We start from the raw sequence: 17076 nt of genomic DNA on the forward strand, positions 1-17076 counted from the left end.
TTGCGACGCGAACGAACGCACCGAACGGAACGAGCTTGGTGACCTTACCCGGCGTGACCTGACCGATCGCGTGGGTGCGGGCGAAGACCTGCCACGGGTCCTCCTGCGTCGCCTTCAGCGACAGGGAGACGCGCTCGCGGTCGAGGTCGACCTCGAGGATCTCGACGGTGACCTCCTGGCCGACCTCGACGACCTCGGAGGCGTGCTCGATGTGCTTCCAGGACAGCTCGGAGACGTGCACGAGGCCGTCCACGCCGCCCAGGTCGACGAACGCACCGAAGTTGACGATCGACGACACGACACCCTTGCGGACCTGACCCTTGTGGAGGTTGTTCAGGAACGTGGTGCGCGACTCCGACTGCGTCTGCTCGAGCAGCGCACGGCGGCTGAGCACGACGTTGTTGCGGTTCTTGTCGAGCTCGAGGATCTTGGCCTCGATCTCCTGGCCGAGGTACGGCGTGAGGTCGCGGACGCGGCGCAGCTCGATGAGCGAGGCCGGCAGGAAGCCACGGAGACCGATGTCGACGATGAGTCCACCCTTGACGACCTCGATGACCGTTCCGGTGACGACGCCGTCGTTCTCCTTGATCTTCTCGACGTCTCCCCAGGCGCGCTCGTACTGCGCACGCTTCTTGGAGAGGATCAGACGGCCTTCCTTGTCCTCCTTCTGGAGAACCAGGGCCTCGACCTCGTCGCCGACCTTGACGACCTCGTTGGGGTCGACGTCGTGCTTGATCGAGAGCTCGCGCGAGGGGATGACACCCTCGGTCTTGTATCCGACGTCGAGGAGGACCTCATCGCGGTCGATCTTGACGATCGTTCCCTCGATGATGTCGCCGTCGTTGAAGAACTTCAGGGTCTTCTCGACCGCGGCCAGGAAGTCTTCAGCAGATCCGATGTCATTGATCGCGACCTGCTTGGTGGCCGGGGCGGTCGTTGCGGTAGTCATGTAGTGGGTTGTCCTTGTGAATGGAGACTCGGGCTGAGCGCTCCGGCCGCGCACGGCCGACGATGAGCTCTGCAGCGATTGATTTGGTTTTCGACACCAAGGCATGCATAGACACGCCACTAGTGACAATCAAGGCTATCAGATCACCGGGCGATATGACGGACTCGATAACATCCTCGCTCGGCGCGCTGACAGACTGTCTCCATGCCCCGCGCCGACAAGCTTCTCCTGCTCGACACCGCAAGCCTCTACTTCCGCGCCTTCTACGGAGTGCCTGACAAGGTCACGGCACCAGACGGGTCTCCCATCAACGCCGCGCGAGGGCTGCTCGACATCATCGCGAAGCTGGTCACCCTGTACGAGCCGACCCACGTGGTCGCATGCTGGGACGACGACTGGCGGCCCCAGTGGCGCGTCGACCTGATCCCCAGCTACAAGGAGCATCGAGTCGTCGAGGTCGTCACCGCCGGTCCCGACGTCGAAGAGGTCCCTGATCCCCTCAAGGCGCAGATCCCTCTGATCCGTCAGACGCTCGGAGCGCTCGGCATCCCGATCATCGGGGTCGCCGAGCACGAGGCCGATGACGTCATCGGCACCCTCGCGACGCACGCGACCATGCCTGTCGACATCGTCACAGGCGATCGGGATCTGTTCCAGCTCGTCGACGACTCGAGGAACATCCGCGTCATCTACACGGCTCGGGGCATGAGCAACCTCGAGATCGTCACGGATGCCGTCGTGGTGGCGAAGTACGGCGTGCTGCCCAGCCAGTACGCCGACTTCGCGACGATGCGCGGCGACGCCTCCGACGGACTGCCCGGCGTCGCAGGCGTCGGAGAGAAGACAGCAGCCACTCTCCTCCAGGCCCATGGCGATCTGGTGGGCATCCGAGAGGCGGCCGCAGCCGGCGAGGGCATGAGCGCCGGCGTCCGCGCGAAGATCCTCGCCGCGGCGGACTACCTCGATGTCGCCCCGACCGTGGTAGCCGTGGCGCCCGACCTCGACATCGCGGTGCCGAGCGACGCACTCCGTCCGCTCGACCCGTCCGAGGTCGATGCTGCGACCGCGCTCGCGGAGAAGTGGAACCTCGGAGGCTCGATGACCCGCGCCGTGGCCGCGATCGCGACGATCGAGGGCTGACTCAGCTCGCCCAGGCGAGCAGCCGGTCGAGTCCCCAGGTGGTGACGATCCTCGATGCGGGGACGCCGGCTCGCTCCGCCCGTTCCGCACCGTGATCGAGCAGCGAGAGCTGACCCGGTGCATGCGCGTCCGAATCGATCGAGAACAGGCAGCCCGCCTGCAACGCGATCGCGATCAGCTCGTCGGGCGGATCCTGACGTTCGGGCCGGGAGTTGATCTCGACAGCCACTCCGTTCTCCGCGCACGCCGCGAAGACCGCTGCTGCATCGAACTGCGATTCAGGGCGAGTGCCGCGTTCGCCCTGCACGAGGCGGCCCGTGCAATGGCCGAGGACGTTGACCCGCGGGTGCGAGACAGCCGCGATCATGCGAGCCGTCATCGGCCTCGCGTCCATGCGCAGTTTGGAATGCACGGACGCGACGACGATGTCGAGCTCGCCCAGCAGCGCGTCGTCCTGGTCGAGGGCGCCGTCTTCGAGGATGTCGACCTCGATGCCGGCGAGGAGCGTGAATCCGTCCCCCGTCTCGGCACGCACCAGCGGGATCTGCTCGCGCAGCCGTTCGGGTGAGAGCCCTCGGGCGACCCTGAGGCGCGGTGAGTGGTCGGTGATCGCCTGGTACTCGTGTCCGAGCGCTCGCGCAGCCGCCGCCATGACGGGGATGGGCGTCGTCCCGTCCGACCAATCCGTATGCGCGTGCAGATCGCCCCGCAGCTTCGCTCTCAGCTCCGAGACCCGCTCCGGCTCGACATCGCCGCGCAGCTCGACGAGATAGCCGGGCACTTCTCCGCTCTGTGCCTGCCGGATGACCGCGAACGTCGACTCGCCGATCCCCTTCGCCGCGCGCAGCCTCGTAGGATCTGCGCGCACGTCCTCCGGCAGCTGCTGCAAGGTCGCCGCGGCCTGGCGGAAGGCCTTCGCCCGATATCGAGATGCCCGTTCGCGCTCGAGCAGCGAGGCGATCTCGAGCAGAGCGGCGACGGGATCCATCGTGGTGTCTACGCCGACGCGAGCTCGCGGCTCACGCCGATCCACTCATCGAGCTTGGCGATCGCGCGGCCGTCGTCGACCGCGGCGGCCGCTCGCTCGTATCCCTCGCGCAGACGCTCGAGGATAGGGCGCTGCACCTGCGTCGCATCCTGCGAGAGCTCGAACGCGACGATCCCCGCAGCGGCGTTGAGCAGGACGATGTCTCGCACGGCTCCCGTCTCGCCGTCGAGCGTCCTGCGCAGCACGGCGGCGTTGTGATCGGGGGTTCCGCCGATCAGATCCGCGAGGTCCGCGATCGGGATGCCGAGGTCGCGCGGGTCGAGGTCGTGCTCGTGGATGTCACCGCGCGTGACCTCCCAGATGCGACTGTGCCCCGTGGTGGTCAACTCGTCGAGCCCGTCGTCTCCGCGGAACACCAGCGCCGTCGCGCCTCGCGTGCGGAACACACCCGTGATGAGGGGGACACGCTCGAGCTGAGCCACGCCGACGGCGTTCGCCTCCGCGCGAGCCGGGTTGCACAGCGGGCCGAGCATGTTGAAGACCGTGGGGACGCCGAGTTCGGCCCGGACAGCCCCCGCGTGCTTGAACCCCGGGTGGAAGGCACCGGCCCACGCGAACGTGATGCCTGTGCGGTCGAGGATCGACGAGACGGCTGCGGGATCGAGGGTGAGTTCCAGCCCGAGTGCGCTCAGCACGTCGGACGACCCCGAGGCCGAGCTGGCAGCACGGTTCCCGTGCTTGACGACCGGGATGCCGGTGGCGCCGATGATGACCGCGGCGGTCGTCGAGACGTTGACCGTGCCGACACGGTCGCCGCCGGTGCCGACGATGTCGAGGACGTCGGGCGACACGGGCAGCGGGACGGCCGCCTCGAGGATGGCGTCGCGGAAGCCGACGATCTCGTCGATCGTCTCCCCCTTGGCCCGGAGAGCGACGAGGAAGCCGGCGAGCTGAGCCTGGGTCACGTCGCCGCGCATGATCTGGCGCATGGCCCAGGTGGACTCCCAGACGCTGAGATCACGACGCTCCAGAAGAGTGGTGAGCACGTCGGACCAGGTCAGGGAATCAGCCATGTGTGCGATCCTATCGGCGCCGGGAAAACGTGCAGGCTCTTCCGAACCACGACTCGAAGTTCGACCATCCCTCGTTTCCCGCGTATTCACCGAGGATTCGCAGCGTTTTCTTAGGGTCGCCTAAGTCGCCTGAGGGCGAAACCGGGGCCTCCGGTGCGAGAATCATCCCCGCGGATCGGCCATAATGGAAGGGTGACGACCTCAGCGACGTATGCCCCGGCGGCAAGAACGATCAAGCGCCCCAACCCGGTAGCTGTCGGCACCATTGTGTGGCTCGGCAGTGAGGTGATGTTCTTCGCGGGACTCTTCGCGATCTACTTCACGCTCCGCAGCACCTCCCCCGAGCTCTGGGCCGACCGCACCGAACTGCTGAACGTGCCGTTCGCGTTCGTGAACACGGCGATCCTCGTGCTCTCCTCGTTCACCTGCCAGATGGGCGTGTTCGCGGCGGAGGACCTGCAGCCGTACCGCATCGCCAAGGGGCAGAAGAACGGCGCAGGCCGTCGCCGCCTGTTCGGGTGGGGCATGGTCGAGTGGTTCTTCCTCACCTTCGCACTCGGCGCGATCTTCGTCTCCGGGCAGGTGTGGGAGTACGCACAGCTCGTCGCAGAGGGCCTGCCGATCAGCGCCGACTCGTACGCGTCCGCGTTCTACATCACCACCGGCTTCCACGCCCTGCACGTCACCGGCGGTCTGATCGCGTTCCTCCTCGTCATCGGGCGTGCATACGCCGTCAAGAATTTCCGGCACAAAGAGGCGACGTCCTCGATCGTGGTGTCCTACTACTGGCACTTCGTCGACGTCGTCTGGATCGTGCTGTTCGTCGTTATCTACTTCCTGAAATAAGAGCGGAGCTGATCCCCGAGATGGCACGAGAGAAGAAGCGCCGTTCGAATGGCCGTCGCAGCCCACTGGCTGCGGCAGCCCTCATCGGAGCAGGCCTCATGATCACCGGCGCGGTATACGCCGGCACATCCGCAGCCTTCGCTGCGACCGACACCCAGACCACTGCTGCGAACACGCTCACGGTCGAGGACGGCGAGAAGCTGTTCACGGCGAACTGCGCCACCTGCCACGGTCTCGACATGCAGGGCACGGCGAACGGACCGAGCCTCTACGGCGTCGGCGAGCTCGCAGTCGAGTTCCAGATGTCGACGGGTCGCATGCCCCTGCAGATGCAGGGACCGCAGGCACCCCAGAAGGAGCCGCAGTTCACCGAGGAGCAGATCCTCGCGATCTCGTCCTTCGTGCAGGCATCTGCTCCTGGTCCGACCTTCCCCGAGGACCACATCCTCGACGGCGGCGGAGATGTCGCCAACGGCGCAGAGCTGTTCCGCGTGAACTGCGCGATGTGCCACAACGTGGCGGCAGCCGGTGGAGCACTCACCGAGGGCAAGTACGCCCCGGCACTGACCGAGACCAGCGCGCTGCACATGTACGCCGCCATGGTCACGGGCCCCCAGAACATGCCCGTCTTCGGCGACATGAACCTGTCGGACGAAGACAAGCGCGACATCATCTCGGCTCTGCTCTACCAGCAGCAGTCCGTGCAGATCGGCGGTTTCTCGCTCGGTTCGCTCGGTCCCGTCTCCGAGGGCCTGTTCGTCTGGATCTTCGGAATCGGCGCGCTCGTCGCCATCACCGTGTGGATCACGGCGAAGTCCAACTGACGCTTATTCATCGAAGAGGAACGTACGAGGAGCACCATGGCACACGACGACGACTCGCAGGCTCTTGACAGGGCCTACCAGCCCTCTCCAGGGCTGGGTGTCGCAGTCAGCGATCCCGTGCAGAACCCGGGGCTGCCGCCGCACCGCGCGCGGATGACCGACAAGGACCCGCGCGCTGAGAAGGCTGCAGAGCGCACGGTCTACACGCTGTTCTATCTCTCGCTGGCAGGAAGCATCTGGGCGGTCGCCGCCTACATGCTCTTCCCCATCGAGAGCGGCGCGCTCATCGACATCCGTCAGAACAATCTCTTCATCGGTCTGGGCATCGCACTGGCGCTGCTCTCGATCGGCATCGGCGCGATCCACTGGTCCAAGGCGCTGATGAGCGACAAGGAGCACATCGAGCACCGCCACCCCACCCGGGGCAAGGACTCGACGCGAGAGGCGGTCGTCGAGGCCTTCGCCACGGCGAACGAGGAGTCCGGATTCGGACGACGCACGATGATCCGCAACTCGCTGTTCGCGGCGATCGTGGCCTCGATCATCCCCGGGGTCACGCTCTTCCGCGGTCTCGCTCCGCACAGCACGCCGGACGACCCCACCGCGGGCGACCCGGTGACGCTGCTGAAGCACACCATGTGGGAGAAGGGTCAGCGCCTCGTCCGCGACCCCGACGGCACGCCGATCCGCGCGGCCGATGTCACCCTCGGATCCGCGTTCCACGTGATCCCGGAGGACCTCGCCGAGCTCAGCCACCACGACGGCTACCTCGAGGAGAAGGCGAAGGCCATCGTGCTGATGATGCGCCTGCGCCCCGAGCAGCTCATCGAGGCCGAGGACCGCAAGGACTGGTCGTACGACGGCATCGTCGCGTACTCGAAGGTCTGCACGCACGTCGGATGCCCCGTGGCACTGTACGAGCAGCAGACCCACCACCTCCTCTGCCCCTGTCACCAGTCGCAGTTCGACGTCACGGATCACGCCAAGGTCATCTTCGGACCGGCCGCACGTCCGCTGCCGCAGCTGCCCATCACCGTCGACGACGAGGGCTACCTCGTCGCACGCAGTGACTTCACCGAGCCCGTCGGCCCGAGCTTCTGGGAGCGCCATTGAGCACCGCAACGCTGTCCAAAGAGGACAAGGACAACAAGGCGCCTCTCGGCGGTCGATTCGTCGGCGCCGCGTCGAACTACATCGATGAGCGCACCAGCATCTCCGGCTTCGTCAAGGAGCTCGGCCGCAAGATCTTCCCCGACCACTGGTCGTTCATGCTGGGTGAGATCGCGCTGTGGAGCTTCGTCGTCGTGTTCCTCTCCGGAACCTTCCTGACCTTCTTCTTCCAGGCCTCCATGGTCGAGACGCACTACACGGGCGCCTACGCCCCGATGCGCGGAATCGAGATGTCGGCGGCGCTCGAGTCGTCGCTGCACATCTCGTTCGACCTCCGTGGTGGCCTCCTGGTGCGCCAGATCCACCACTGGGCCGCACTCGTCTTCGTGGCCGGCATCGGCGTGCACATGCTGCGCGTCTTCTTCACCGGTGCGTTCCGCAAGCCCCGCGAGCTCAACTGGGTGATCGGCTTCGTGCTGTTCGTCCTCGCCATGGCCGAGGGCTTCACGGGATACTCCCTTCCCGACGACCTGCTCTCGGGCAACGGTCTGCGCATCATCGACGGAATGATCAAGGGCATCCCGCTGATCGGCACCTGGACCTCGTTCCTCCTCTTCGGCGGCGAGTTCCCCGGCACCGACATCGTCGGACGCCTGTACACGCTGCACATCCTGCTGCTTCCGCTGCTGGTGATCGGCCTCATCGCCGTGCACCTGATGCTGATGATCGTCAACAAGCACACGCAGTTCGCCGGCCCCGGCCGCACGAACGACAACGTCGTCGGCTACCCGATGATGCCCGTGTACATGTCGAAGATGGGCGGCTACCTGTTCATCGTCTTCGGCACGATCGTGCTGATCGCGACGTTCTTCCAGATCAACCCGATCTGGAACTACGGCCCGTACGACCCCTCCCCCGTCTCGGCCGGCACGCAGCCTGACTGGTACATCGGATTCGCCGACGGCGCTCTGCGACTCGCTCCGTCGAACCTCGATGTGGTCTTCCTCGATCACACCTGGTCCTTCGGCATCCTGCTGCCGCTGGTCGTCCTCGGTCTGTTCATCGTGCTCGTAGCGATCTACCCGTTCATCGAGGCCTGGGTCACGGGGGACAAGCGCGAGCACCACATCGCTCAGCGCCCGCGCAACGCGGCGACCCGGACCGCCATCGGCGTGGCCGGAGTCGTCTTCTACGCCGTCCTGTGGGCTGCAGCATCGTCCGACCTCATCGCGACGCACTTCATGCTCACGATGGAGGGCGTGATCCACGCGCTTCAGGCGCTGCTGTTCGTCGGACCGGTTCTCGGCTACTTCATCGCCAAGCGCATCGCGATCGCTCTGCAGAAGAAGGACCGCGAGATCGTCCTGCACGGCTTCGAGTCCGGCCGCATCGTCCGCCTTCCCGGCGGCGAGTTCATCGAGGTCCACCAGCCCGTCGACAAGTACGACCGCTGGAAGCTCATCGATGTCGACGGCTACGAGCCGCTGGTCGTGCGTCCGAATGCGAAGGGACGCATCTCGTGGACTGAGAACCTGCGCTCCGCCATCTCACGTTGGTTCTTCGAAGATCGTCTCGCTCCGCTGACGCAGGCCGAGATCGAGGCTGCAGATGCGCACCAGCATCACGTGACCGCCCAGAACGACGAGACCGAAGCGGCCGAGATCCAGGGCGCTCACGAGCGCGCAGGCGTCCCGGATGCCCCGATCACCGTCAGCGAGACCCACGTCGATGAGACGGCGAACACCCCCAGCACGGTCATCTCGACCGAGCCGGTGAAGAAGCCCCGCAAGAAGAAGTCCGAGGACAGCGAGTAAGACCGCCGGTTCTCGCCCGAAAAGGCCCTGTTCGATCTCGGACAGGGCCTTTTCGCATCCGGTCGCCGTTCATGTGCACATGGCAGAATCGTGACATGAGCTCAGCAGTCCAACTCATCCGTTCCGCCGACCTCGCCGCAGCACCCTATGCATATGCGGCGACCGCCCCAGCCGGCTCCCGGCTCATCTTCCTCGCGGGTGCATGCCCCCTCGAAGACGACGGCTCGACGACCGCCCCCGGCGACTATGCCGCACAGGCTGCACGCTGCGTAAAGACCCTCGACATCGCCCTGCATGCCAGCGGCGCCACGCTTTCGGACATCATCAGCACGCGCGTACTCGTCGCCTCGTCGTCCCAGGCTGATCTGGTCACGGCCTGGGATGTCATCCACGACGCCTTCGGCGACCATGACGCACCGAGCACACTCCTGGGCGTCACCGTGCTCGGGTACGACCACCAGCTGGTGGAGATCGAAGCGATCGCGGCAGTCGCGGAGGATGCACGGTGAGCGATCTCATCCGGCCGGCCGTCGTTGAGGACGCGGAGATCCTGCACGCCATCGAGATGCAGGCCGACGCGCTCCTGATCGACCGCCTGGGGGCGCCGGAGTGGCCGCCCGCAGGCGATGGCGCTGAACGACTCGCAGCTCCGGGGTTCGTGCTCGTGTTGGAAGACTCGAGCGGCTCCCCCGTCGGCTTCGTGCACGTCCTCGATGCCGACGGCCACGCGCACCTCGAGCAGCTCTCCGTGCTTCCGACCTCCGGACGCCAGGGGTTCGGGCGCCGACTCGTCAGCGCCGCTCTGGAGGCCGCACGCGAGCATGGCTATACCCGCATGACTCTGCGGACGTACGCGGAGATCCCCTGGAACGCTCCGTTCTACTCGTCGTGCGGGTTTCTCGAGAGCATCCCCGAGACTCCGTTCCAGCGCGGCCTCGTGGACACCGAGACCTCTCTCGGTCTCGATCGATACGGACGCCGGGTGCAGATGACGGTCGAGCTCTGAGACGCCACGTCGACATTGGCGGAATCCGGTCTGACATCGTCGGGAAGACGACGGCAGGTGCCCGCGCGTCTTCCTAGGCTGGGGAGATGATCGATCGCACTGAGTATTACGCCGCCAAACTCGCCTACGAGACCGACGCGAGTGACGTGTACGCCGCTCTCCGGGCCGAGGACGGCATCGTCATCATCGATGTCCGTTCCGACGAGGCCTGGGCTCAGGGACGCGTCGCAGGGGCCACGCATATGCACTACAGCGAGATCGCGGATCGCGCGCCGGCTGAGATACCGGCCGGCTCCGCCGTCGTGGTCTACTGCTGGAGTCCGGGGTGCAACGCGGGCGCGAAGGGCGCTCTCGAGTTCGCGAAGCTCGGATATGCCGTTCGGGAGATGATCGGCGGGTTCGAGTACTGGGTCAGGGAGGGCTACCCCGTGGAGGATGCCGACGGCGTTCACCGCCGCCCTGTCGACCCCCTGACCGGCATCGCCCGGATCCGCTCGCGAGCATAGCCCGACATGCAGAAGGCCCCCGGGAGGGAATCCCAGGGGCCTTCTCGCTGTATGTCAGCGGGCGAAGTTCCCGCGGTAGTACTCGTAGACCCAGCCGACGATCGCGACCACGAAGATCGCCAGGCCGATCGGGAGCAGGAAGTGCCCGACGGCGAGACCCACCACGAAGACTCCGGCGGATCCGGCGAGCACGATCGGCCACCAGGACCAGGGGCTGAACTCACCCAGTTCGGGGTCGCCGTCGTCGATGTCGCTCGTGAGGATGTCCTCAGGCAGCTCGCCGTTCTGAGCCTTATGCGTGCGGTCGAGGTAGAAGGCGATCATCGCGCCCATGAACGCGGCGAAGAACAGTGCCACGGTGCCGACCCACTCGATGCGCTCGGCGAAGTTGTCCGACGGCGTGGCAAGGATATGCCAGCCGGTGTAGACGACTCCGACCAGTGCGAAGAAGGCGGTCAGGACCCACCAGAGGATGACGTTGTCGCGCATGGCTCAGTGGCCCTCTCGCTCGCCGGGTGCGGCCGGTGTGAACTCCGCCGCCTCCGGGTGGTTCAGGTCGAATGCAGGACGCTCGCTGCGGATGCGCGGGATCGACGTGAAGTTGTGGCGCGGCGGCGGGCAGGAGGTCGCCCACTCGAGCGAAGCTCCATAGCCCCACGGGTCGTTGACCGTGACCTTGGGCGCCTTGCGAGCCGTGATCCAGACGTTCAGGAAGAACGGCAGCATGGACGCGCCGAGGATGATCGCACCGATCGTCGAGACCTGGTTCTGCCAGGTCCAGCCGTCAGCCGCCGAGTAGTCGGCGTAGCGACGCACCATGCCGTCGACACCCAGCCAGTGCTGGATGAGGAACGTCATGTGGAAGCCGATGAACAGCATCCAGAAGTGCACGTAGCCGAGACGCTCGTTAAGCATGCGTCCTGTCCACTTCGGCCACCAGAAGTAGAAGCCGGCGAACATCGCGAACACCACGGTGCCGAAGACGACGTAGTGGAAGTGCGCGACGACGAAGTAGGAGTCGGACAGTGCGAAGTCGAGGGGCGGAGCCGCGAGGATCACGCCGGTCAGACCACCGAAGACGAACGACACCAGGAAGCCGAGCGCGAACACCATCGGCGTCTCGAACGTCACGGACCCACGCCAGAGGGTGCCGATCCAGTTGAAGATCTTCACACCCGTCGGCACCGCGATGAGCATGGTCATCAGGGCGAAGAACGGCAGCAGGACCGAGCCGGTCACGTACATGTGGTGCGCCCACACGGCGACGGACAGCGCGGCGATGGCGATCGTCGCGTAGACGAGCGTCTTGTACCCGAAGATCGGCTTGCGGCTGAAGACCGGGAAGATCTCCGACACGATTCCGAAGAACGGCAGGGCGATGATGTACACCTCAGGGTGACCGAAGAACCAGAAGAGGTGCTGCCAGAGCAGAACACCGCCGTTCGCCGGGTCGTAGATGTGAGCGCCGAGGATGCGGTCCGCGGCTGCAGCGAAGATCGCCGCTGCGAGGACGGGGAACGCCATGAGGATCAGAAGGCTCGTGATGAGCGTGTTCCACGAGAAGATCGGCATACGCCACATCGTCATTCCGGGAGCACGCATCGTGATCACGGTGGTGATGAAGTTCACCGCGCCGAGGATCGTTCCGAAGCCGGAGATTCCGAGTCCGACCATCCAGAGGTTTCCACCTGCACCCGGCGAGAACGACGCGCTGGCGAGCGGCTGGTAGGCGAACCAGCCGAACGACGCAGCGCCCTGCGGGGTGAGGAAGCCGGCGACCGCGATGGTCGAGCCGAACAGGAAGAGCCAGAAGGCGAAGGCGTTCAGACGCGGGAACGCCACATCCGGTGCACCGAGCTGAAGCGGCAGGATCGCGTTCGCGAAGCCGGCGAAGAGCGGCGTCGCGAACATGAGGAGCATGATCGTGCCGTGCATCGTGAAGAGCTGGTTGTACTGCTCCTTGGTCGGGATGATCTGCATCCCGGGAGCGAACAGCTCTGCGCGGATGACGAGGGCCATCACGCCGCCGAGGAGGAAGAACAGCACCGAGGCGATGAGGTACATGTACCCGATCGTCTTGTGGTCGGTGGAGGTGATCCACTTGACGACGATGTTGCCCTTCTGCTCGACGCGCGACGTGCTCATGAGAGCAGCCTGGCGTGCGGGCAGAGTGGTGGGTCGAGAGCGAGGGGCCTCGTCGGTGCGGGGGGCTTCAGTGGTCGACATGGCTTACTCCTCTCCTTCCTCGGAGGTCGGGGCGGTGGTCCCGGGGTAGTTCGACAGACGGTCGTAGGCGTCCGTGATGTCTCCGGTGTTGCCTTCCTCCTCGAGAGTCTGGAGGTAGGCGTCGTACTCGTCCTGCTCGACGACCTTGACGTTGAAGAGCATCATCGAGTGGTACTCGCCGCACAGTTCGGCGCACTTGCCGGCGTACTCGCCGACACGGGTCGGGATGAAGGACCAGGAGTTGTCCTTCCCGATGTACATGTCCTTCTTGTAGAGGAAGTCGATGATCCAGAAGGAGTGGATGACGTCGCGAGACTGGAGGTTGATCGTGACCTTCTCGTCGACCGGCAGCACCAGGGTGGGCAGCTGCGCCTGGTCGATGTTGCCGTCCGCATCGGGCTGAGCCTGGATTCCCATGGTCCAGACGGCGTCGGAGTTGTCTTCCTCTTCGCCGTCGTACTGGAAGTCCCACGCCCACTGCTTGGCGATCGCCGTGATCTCGACGTCGGGCTCGTCCCACTTCGCCTCGATCGCCGACTGGTCACGGGCCGTGAAGAAGAACATTCCCAGCACGAGGATCAGCGGCACGACCGTGTAGAAGATCTCGATCGGCATGTTGTAGCGCATCTGCACGGGCAGACCCGTCTGGCCCTTGCGGCGGCGGTAGGCGATCGCGGCCCAGGCCATCAGGCCCCAGGTGATCACGCCGACGGCGAGCAGGACGATCCACGAGTTGACCCAGAGCGACGACACGCGCTCGGTCTGGTTGGTGGCCGCAGGCTCACCCTCCACGAAGCCCGGGAGGTAACCGTTCAGCTCAGTGGCAGTACATCCCGCCAGGGCCACGGCTGCCGCTACTCCCAGGGGGAGAGCGGCCCAACGAAGGCGGCGTTTCGAGGGCACGATGCACCTTTCAGATTGCGGACAGGGCACACCCAAGTCTAGGGCAACCTCACACCTGATTCATGCCAACCACGCAGGTTGGCGGAGGGGTCCGGGTCAGTGGAAGCTGTCTCCGCAGGCGCAGCTGCCCGCGGCGTTGGGGTTGTCGATCGTGAAGCCCTGCTCGGAGATCGTGTCCTTGAAATCGATGGATGCGCCATCGAGGTACGGGACGCTCATGTTGTCGATGATGACCTCGACGCCGTCGAAGTCGACGGTCTCGTCCCCCTCGAGGAACCGCTCGTCGAAGTACAGCTGGTAGATCAGGCCGGAGCATCCGCCGGGCTGGACGGCGACGCGCAGACGCAGGTCGTCACGGCCCTCCTGCTCGAGGAGGTTCTTCACCTTGATCGCCGCGGCGTCGGTCAGCTTCACGCCGTGCGCCTGGGTGGTCTCTGCTGAGGTCAGTGTGGTGTCGCTCATGTCGCTCCTTCGGACGGGCCGTGCTCGCACGGCTGGTAACTCGATTTTACCCTCAGCCTCGCCGATCGGGCTCAGATGATGATGTCGTTCATCCGCGAGAGCAGCAGGGCCTCGGTCGCCACGGCGTGGCGGAACGTGTCGAGATGCAGGGATTCGTTGGGGCTGTGGGCCCGCGAGTGCGGGTCCTCGACGCCGGTCACGAGGATCTGCGCATCGGGGAACTCCCGCACGAGGTCGGCGATGAACGGGATCGATCCGCCGACGCCGAGATCGACAGGGGCGACGCCGTAGCCGTCCCGCATGGCGTCGCGGGTGAGCGCGACGGCCCAGCCACTGGTGTCGACGAGGAAGCCGTTGCCGAGATCGACGTCCGAGAACGTCAGCTCCGCGCCGTACGGCGCGTTCGCTCGCAGATGCGCCTCGAGAGCGGCATACGCGTCTTCACCGGTCTGACCAGGCGCGACGCGCGCGCTCACGACGACCGTCACCTGGGGAAGGAGGGTGTTCGACGCCGCCGCGACACTGGTCGCATCGATTCCGATGACGGTCACAGCGGGCTTGTTCCAGATCCGGCTGAGGATGCTGCCGCCGCCGATCGGCGAGGTGCCGGGCAGAAGGCCCGCTTCGTCCCGAAGCGTCTCCTCGGTGTATTCGGGAGTGGGCGCATCGCGCTCGGTCATCCCCTCGACCGCGACAGAGCCGTCTTCGTTCCAGAGCGTGGAGAGCATCTTGACCGTGGCCATCATCGCGTCGGGGACGGCTCCCCCGAACATCCCCGAGTGCGATGCGTGGTCGAGCGTGCGCACGCGCACGGTGAATCGTGCGTTGCCGCGGAGCGAGACCGTGAGGCCGGGAGTCACCGAGTCCCAGTTTCCCGAGTCCGCGACCACGATGGCATCCGCGCGGAGCGCCTCCTTGTTGTCGGAGAGGAACTGCGCGAAGGAACGGGAACCGTACTCCTCTTCGCCCTCGATGAACATCGCGATGCCCAGTTCCAGATCGTCGCCGACGACCTCGGCGACCGCACGGATCGAAGCGATGTGCGCCATGATGCCCGCCTTGTCGTCCGCAGCGCCTCGACCGTAGAGACGTCCGCCGCGGACGGTGGGCTCGAACGGCGGCGTCTCCCACAGCGCGGCGTCACCCGGAGGCTGTACGTCGTGGTGCGCGTAGAGCAGGATCGTCGGCTTGCCGTTGCGTGCTGCGCGCGTCGCGAGCACCGCCGGCTGCCCGTGCTCGTCGGTGCCGGGGATCGCGGCACGGAGAACGCGCACGTCGTCGAAGACCCCGGTGGCCGTGGCCAGTGCCGCGACGGCTTCGGAGCTGCGTTCGAGCTGCGTCTGATCGAACGCAGGCCATGCCATGCCGGGGATGCGGACGAGCGCGCCCAGGTCGCTCAGCGCCGCGGGAAACCCCGTCGAGACCGCCTCGAGGACGGCGGGCTCGCGTTCGCTGGACAGATTCTGGTCGCCGGGCTGGGCAGGAGATGTCATGCGAGTAATCTTAAGGTGATCCGCCTTCACTGAACCGAGGAACCTCGTGGCCACTACCCCTGTCCCCCCTTCGACGAATGACGACGCCCCCGAGACGACTGCGTCGGGCAAGGGACGCGCGACGCCGACCCGGGCCGAGCAGGAGGCGGCGCGCCGTCGGCCTCTGGTCGCGAACACCAAAGAGGCGAAGGCCGCCGCACGCGCAGAGCTCAACGAACGACGCAACCGCGCACAGGCCGGCCTGGCTGCCGGCGAGGAGAAGTACCTCCCGGCTCGCGACAAGGGGCCACAGCGCCGGTGGGTCCGCGACTACGTCGACGCCGGCTGGCACCCGGCCGAATTCGTCATGGGTGTCATGGTGCTCGTCATCCTGATCTCGCTTCTGCCCGCGAACCTCGCCATCGGCGGATTCGCCATCGCCGGCTGGGCATACCTGGTCATGATGGCGTACCTGATCCTCGCGATCGGCGGCATGGTGCTGCTGGGGATGCGCGTCAAGCGCAAGATCGCCGCGAAGTTCGGCAAGGAGCGCATGGAGCGTGGCCTCGGCTGGTACGCCGCGATGCGGTCGCTGCAGATGCGGTTCATGCGTCTGCCCAAGCCTCAGGTGAAGCGCGGCGACTACCCCGCCTGATCCTCAGATCTTCCCGAGAGGCGTCTCCTGCTCCCCGAGCAGGAGGCGCCTCTCGCTTTCGTGCATGCGGCGACTCAGCGCGCGACGAGGCCCCGGTTGATCTCGCGCCCCCAGAAGGGACCGCGGTACAGGAAGGCCGTATAGCCCTGCACGAGCGTCGCTCCGGCTTCGAGCCGCTCCTGCACGTCGGACGGCGTCTCCACTCCCCCGACGGCGATCACGCAGAACTCCTCGGGCACAGCCGAGCGCACGAGCCGCAGCACCTGCAGGGAACGCTCCTTGAGCGGCGCGCCGGAGAGTCCGCCCGCTCCGATCTGCGCGACCGTGGCCGCATCCGTCGTGAGGCCGTCCCGGCTCACGGTGGTGTTGTGAGCGATGATGCCGGCCAGCCCTTCATCGACTGCGAGGTTCGCGATGGCGACGATCTCCTCGTCGGAGAGATCGGGGGCGATCTTGACGAGCAGCGGAGTCTCACCGGATGCTGCGCGCACCGCTCTGAGCAGCGGAGCCAGTGTCTCGACGGCCTGAAGCCCCCGAAGACCGGGGGTGTTCGGAGAGGAGACGTTGACGGCCAGATAGTCCGCGAGTGGCGCGAGCCTCGTCGCCGACGCCACATAATCGGCGGTGGCGTTCTCGACATCGACGACCCGGCTCTTGCCGATGTTCACGCCGATGACCGTGTCGGGTGCTCCGCGCCGCAGTCGCGCGAGTCGCCGGGCTGCGGCATCTGCACCCTCGTTGTTGAACCCCATGCGGTTGATGACCGCTCGATCGGCGATGAGGCGGAACAGCCGGGGCTTCGGGTTTCCGTCCTGAGGGATCGCAGTGACGGTGCCGACCTCGACATGCCCGAAGCCGAGCGCAGCGAGACCGCGCACGCCGACGGCGTTCTTGTCGAAACCGGCCGCGATCCCGAAGGGCGAGGAGAACGTCAATCCGAGGGCCTGCACCTGCAGCGACGGGTCGGGCTTCGTCAGAGCACGCGTCGCCCAGGAGAAGGGCGGCGCCCCGAGCACGCGAATCACCGCCATCCCGGCGTGGTGGGCGAACTCAGGGTCGAAGCGCGACAGGACAGCGCGAAAGAGCAGCGGATACATCCCTG

18 protein-coding genes are annotated in these 17076 nt (G+C 66.1%); 9 read left to right on the top strand and 9 right to left on the bottom strand.

From position 1 onward, the window contains the following. Positions 1–949, bottom strand: a 949-nt coding sequence (locus RU09_RS05615) for a S1 RNA-binding domain-containing protein (protein ID WP_042538386.1), incomplete at its 3' end; no start/stop codon positions are given. 204 nt (positions 950–1153) lie between these two features. Between RU09_RS05615 and RU09_RS05620 the strand changes: the two genes are divergently transcribed. After that, a complete protein-coding gene (locus tag RU09_RS05620; protein WP_042538389.1) occupies positions 1154–2089 on the top strand; it encodes a 5'-3' exonuclease in 936 nt (311 codons plus the stop codon). A 1-nt stretch (position 2090) separates the two neighbouring features. Here RU09_RS05620 and RU09_RS05625 read toward each other — a convergent pair whose 3' ends face one another. Both RU09_RS05625 and trpD read right to left on the bottom strand, forming a co-directional pair. Continuing rightward, on the bottom strand, positions 2091–3077 hold the full coding sequence (locus RU09_RS05625; RefSeq protein ID WP_042538576.1) for a PHP domain-containing protein: 987 nt from the start codon (positions 3075–3077) through the stop codon (positions 2091–2093). 8 nt (positions 3078–3085) lie between these two features. Beyond that, complete coding sequence (gene trpD, locus RU09_RS05630) at positions 3086–4150, bottom strand: anthranilate phosphoribosyltransferase (RefSeq protein WP_042538391.1); 1065 nt, start codon at positions 4148–4150, stop codon at positions 3086–3088. Between the two features lie 192 nt (positions 4151–4342). On the opposite strand from trpD, the gene ctaE reads away from it, so the two are divergent. The 7 genes from ctaE (at position 4343) to RU09_RS05665 (ending at position 10256) form a co-directional block, all read left to right on the top strand. Continuing rightward, the gene (gene ctaE / locus RU09_RS05635) at positions 4343–4996 is read left to right on the top strand and encodes an aa3-type cytochrome oxidase subunit III (RefSeq protein WP_153302215.1); all 654 of its coding nucleotides are present in this window, start codon (positions 4343–4345) and stop codon (positions 4994–4996) included. A 20-nt stretch (positions 4997–5016) separates the two neighbouring features. Beyond that, positions 5017–5820, top strand: a complete 804-nt coding sequence (qcrC, locus tag RU09_RS05640) for a cytochrome bc1 complex diheme cytochrome c subunit (protein ID WP_042538393.1) — start codon at positions 5017–5019, stop codon at positions 5818–5820. Between the two features lie 36 nt (positions 5821–5856). Next, on the top strand, positions 5857–6933 hold the full coding sequence (qcrA, locus tag RU09_RS05645) for a cytochrome bc1 complex Rieske iron-sulfur subunit (RefSeq protein WP_042538395.1): 1077 nt from the start codon (positions 5857–5859) through the stop codon (positions 6931–6933). Further along, a complete protein-coding gene (gene qcrB / locus RU09_RS05650) occupies positions 6930–8744 on the top strand; it encodes a cytochrome bc1 complex cytochrome b subunit (protein WP_042538397.1) in 1815 nt (604 codons plus the stop codon). The genes qcrA and qcrB overlap by 4 nt, the downstream gene beginning before the upstream one ends. A gap of 95 nt (positions 8745–8839) precedes the next feature. Next, positions 8840–9253, top strand: a complete 414-nt coding sequence (locus RU09_RS05655; protein ID WP_042538580.1) for a RidA family protein — start codon at positions 8840–8842, stop codon at positions 9251–9253. Then, positions 9250–9750: a GNAT family N-acetyltransferase gene (locus tag RU09_RS05660; RefSeq protein ID WP_042538399.1), complete on the top strand. Its 501-nt coding sequence runs from the start codon at positions 9250–9252 to the stop codon at positions 9748–9750. Before RU09_RS05655 ends, RU09_RS05660 begins: the two co-directional genes overlap by 4 nt. Positions 9751–9836: 86 nt before the next feature. Further along, the gene (locus RU09_RS05665; RefSeq protein WP_042538401.1) at positions 9837–10256 is read left to right on the top strand and encodes a rhodanese-like domain-containing protein; all 420 of its coding nucleotides are present in this window, start codon (positions 9837–9839) and stop codon (positions 10254–10256) included. A gap of 54 nt (positions 10257–10310) precedes the next feature. On the opposite strand, the gene RU09_RS05670 is transcribed toward RU09_RS05665, so the two are convergent. From RU09_RS05670 to RU09_RS05690, 5 genes are all read right to left on the bottom strand, one after another. Next, positions 10311–10745: a cytochrome c oxidase subunit 4 gene (locus RU09_RS05670; RefSeq protein WP_042538402.1), complete on the bottom strand. Its 435-nt coding sequence runs from the start codon at positions 10743–10745 to the stop codon at positions 10311–10313. 3 nt (positions 10746–10748) lie between these two features. Beyond that, positions 10749–12482, bottom strand: coding sequence for an aa3-type cytochrome oxidase subunit I (gene ctaD, locus RU09_RS05675; protein ID WP_042538403.1), 1734 nt, complete (start codon positions 12480–12482; stop codon positions 10749–10751). 3 nt (positions 12483–12485) lie between these two features. Next, positions 12486–13385 carry an aa3-type cytochrome oxidase subunit II gene (gene ctaC / locus RU09_RS05680; RefSeq protein ID WP_042538406.1) on the bottom strand — a complete coding sequence of 300 codons (900 nt, stop codon included), beginning with the start codon at positions 13383–13385 and terminating at the stop codon, positions 12486–12488. A gap of 96 nt (positions 13386–13481) precedes the next feature. Next, complete coding sequence (gene erpA / locus RU09_RS05685; protein WP_042538408.1) at positions 13482–13847, bottom strand: iron-sulfur cluster insertion protein ErpA; 366 nt, start codon at positions 13845–13847, stop codon at positions 13482–13484. A gap of 71 nt (positions 13848–13918) precedes the next feature. Continuing rightward, entirely contained in the window at positions 13919–15340 is a 1422-nt protein-coding gene (locus tag RU09_RS05690) for a dipeptidase (protein ID WP_052492875.1), read from the bottom strand. 46 nt (positions 15341–15386) lie between these two features. Here RU09_RS05690 and RU09_RS05695 point away from each other — a divergent pair, with 46 nt between their 5' ends. Next, positions 15387–15974 carry a DUF3043 domain-containing protein gene (locus tag RU09_RS05695; protein ID WP_042538410.1) on the top strand — a complete coding sequence of 196 codons (588 nt, stop codon included), beginning with the start codon at positions 15387–15389 and terminating at the stop codon, positions 15972–15974. 74 nt (positions 15975–16048) lie between these two features. Here RU09_RS05695 and RU09_RS05700 read toward each other — a convergent pair whose 3' ends face one another. Beyond that, positions 16049–17071, bottom strand: coding sequence for a quinone-dependent dihydroorotate dehydrogenase (locus tag RU09_RS05700; protein ID WP_042538412.1), 1023 nt, complete (start codon positions 17069–17071; stop codon positions 16049–16051). Between the last annotated feature and the right edge of the window lie 5 nt (positions 17072–17076).

This window comes from Microbacterium sp. MEJ108Y, from assembly GCF_000834175.1.
Lineage (GTDB): Bacteria > Actinomycetota > Actinomycetes > Actinomycetales > Microbacteriaceae > Microbacterium > Microbacterium forte.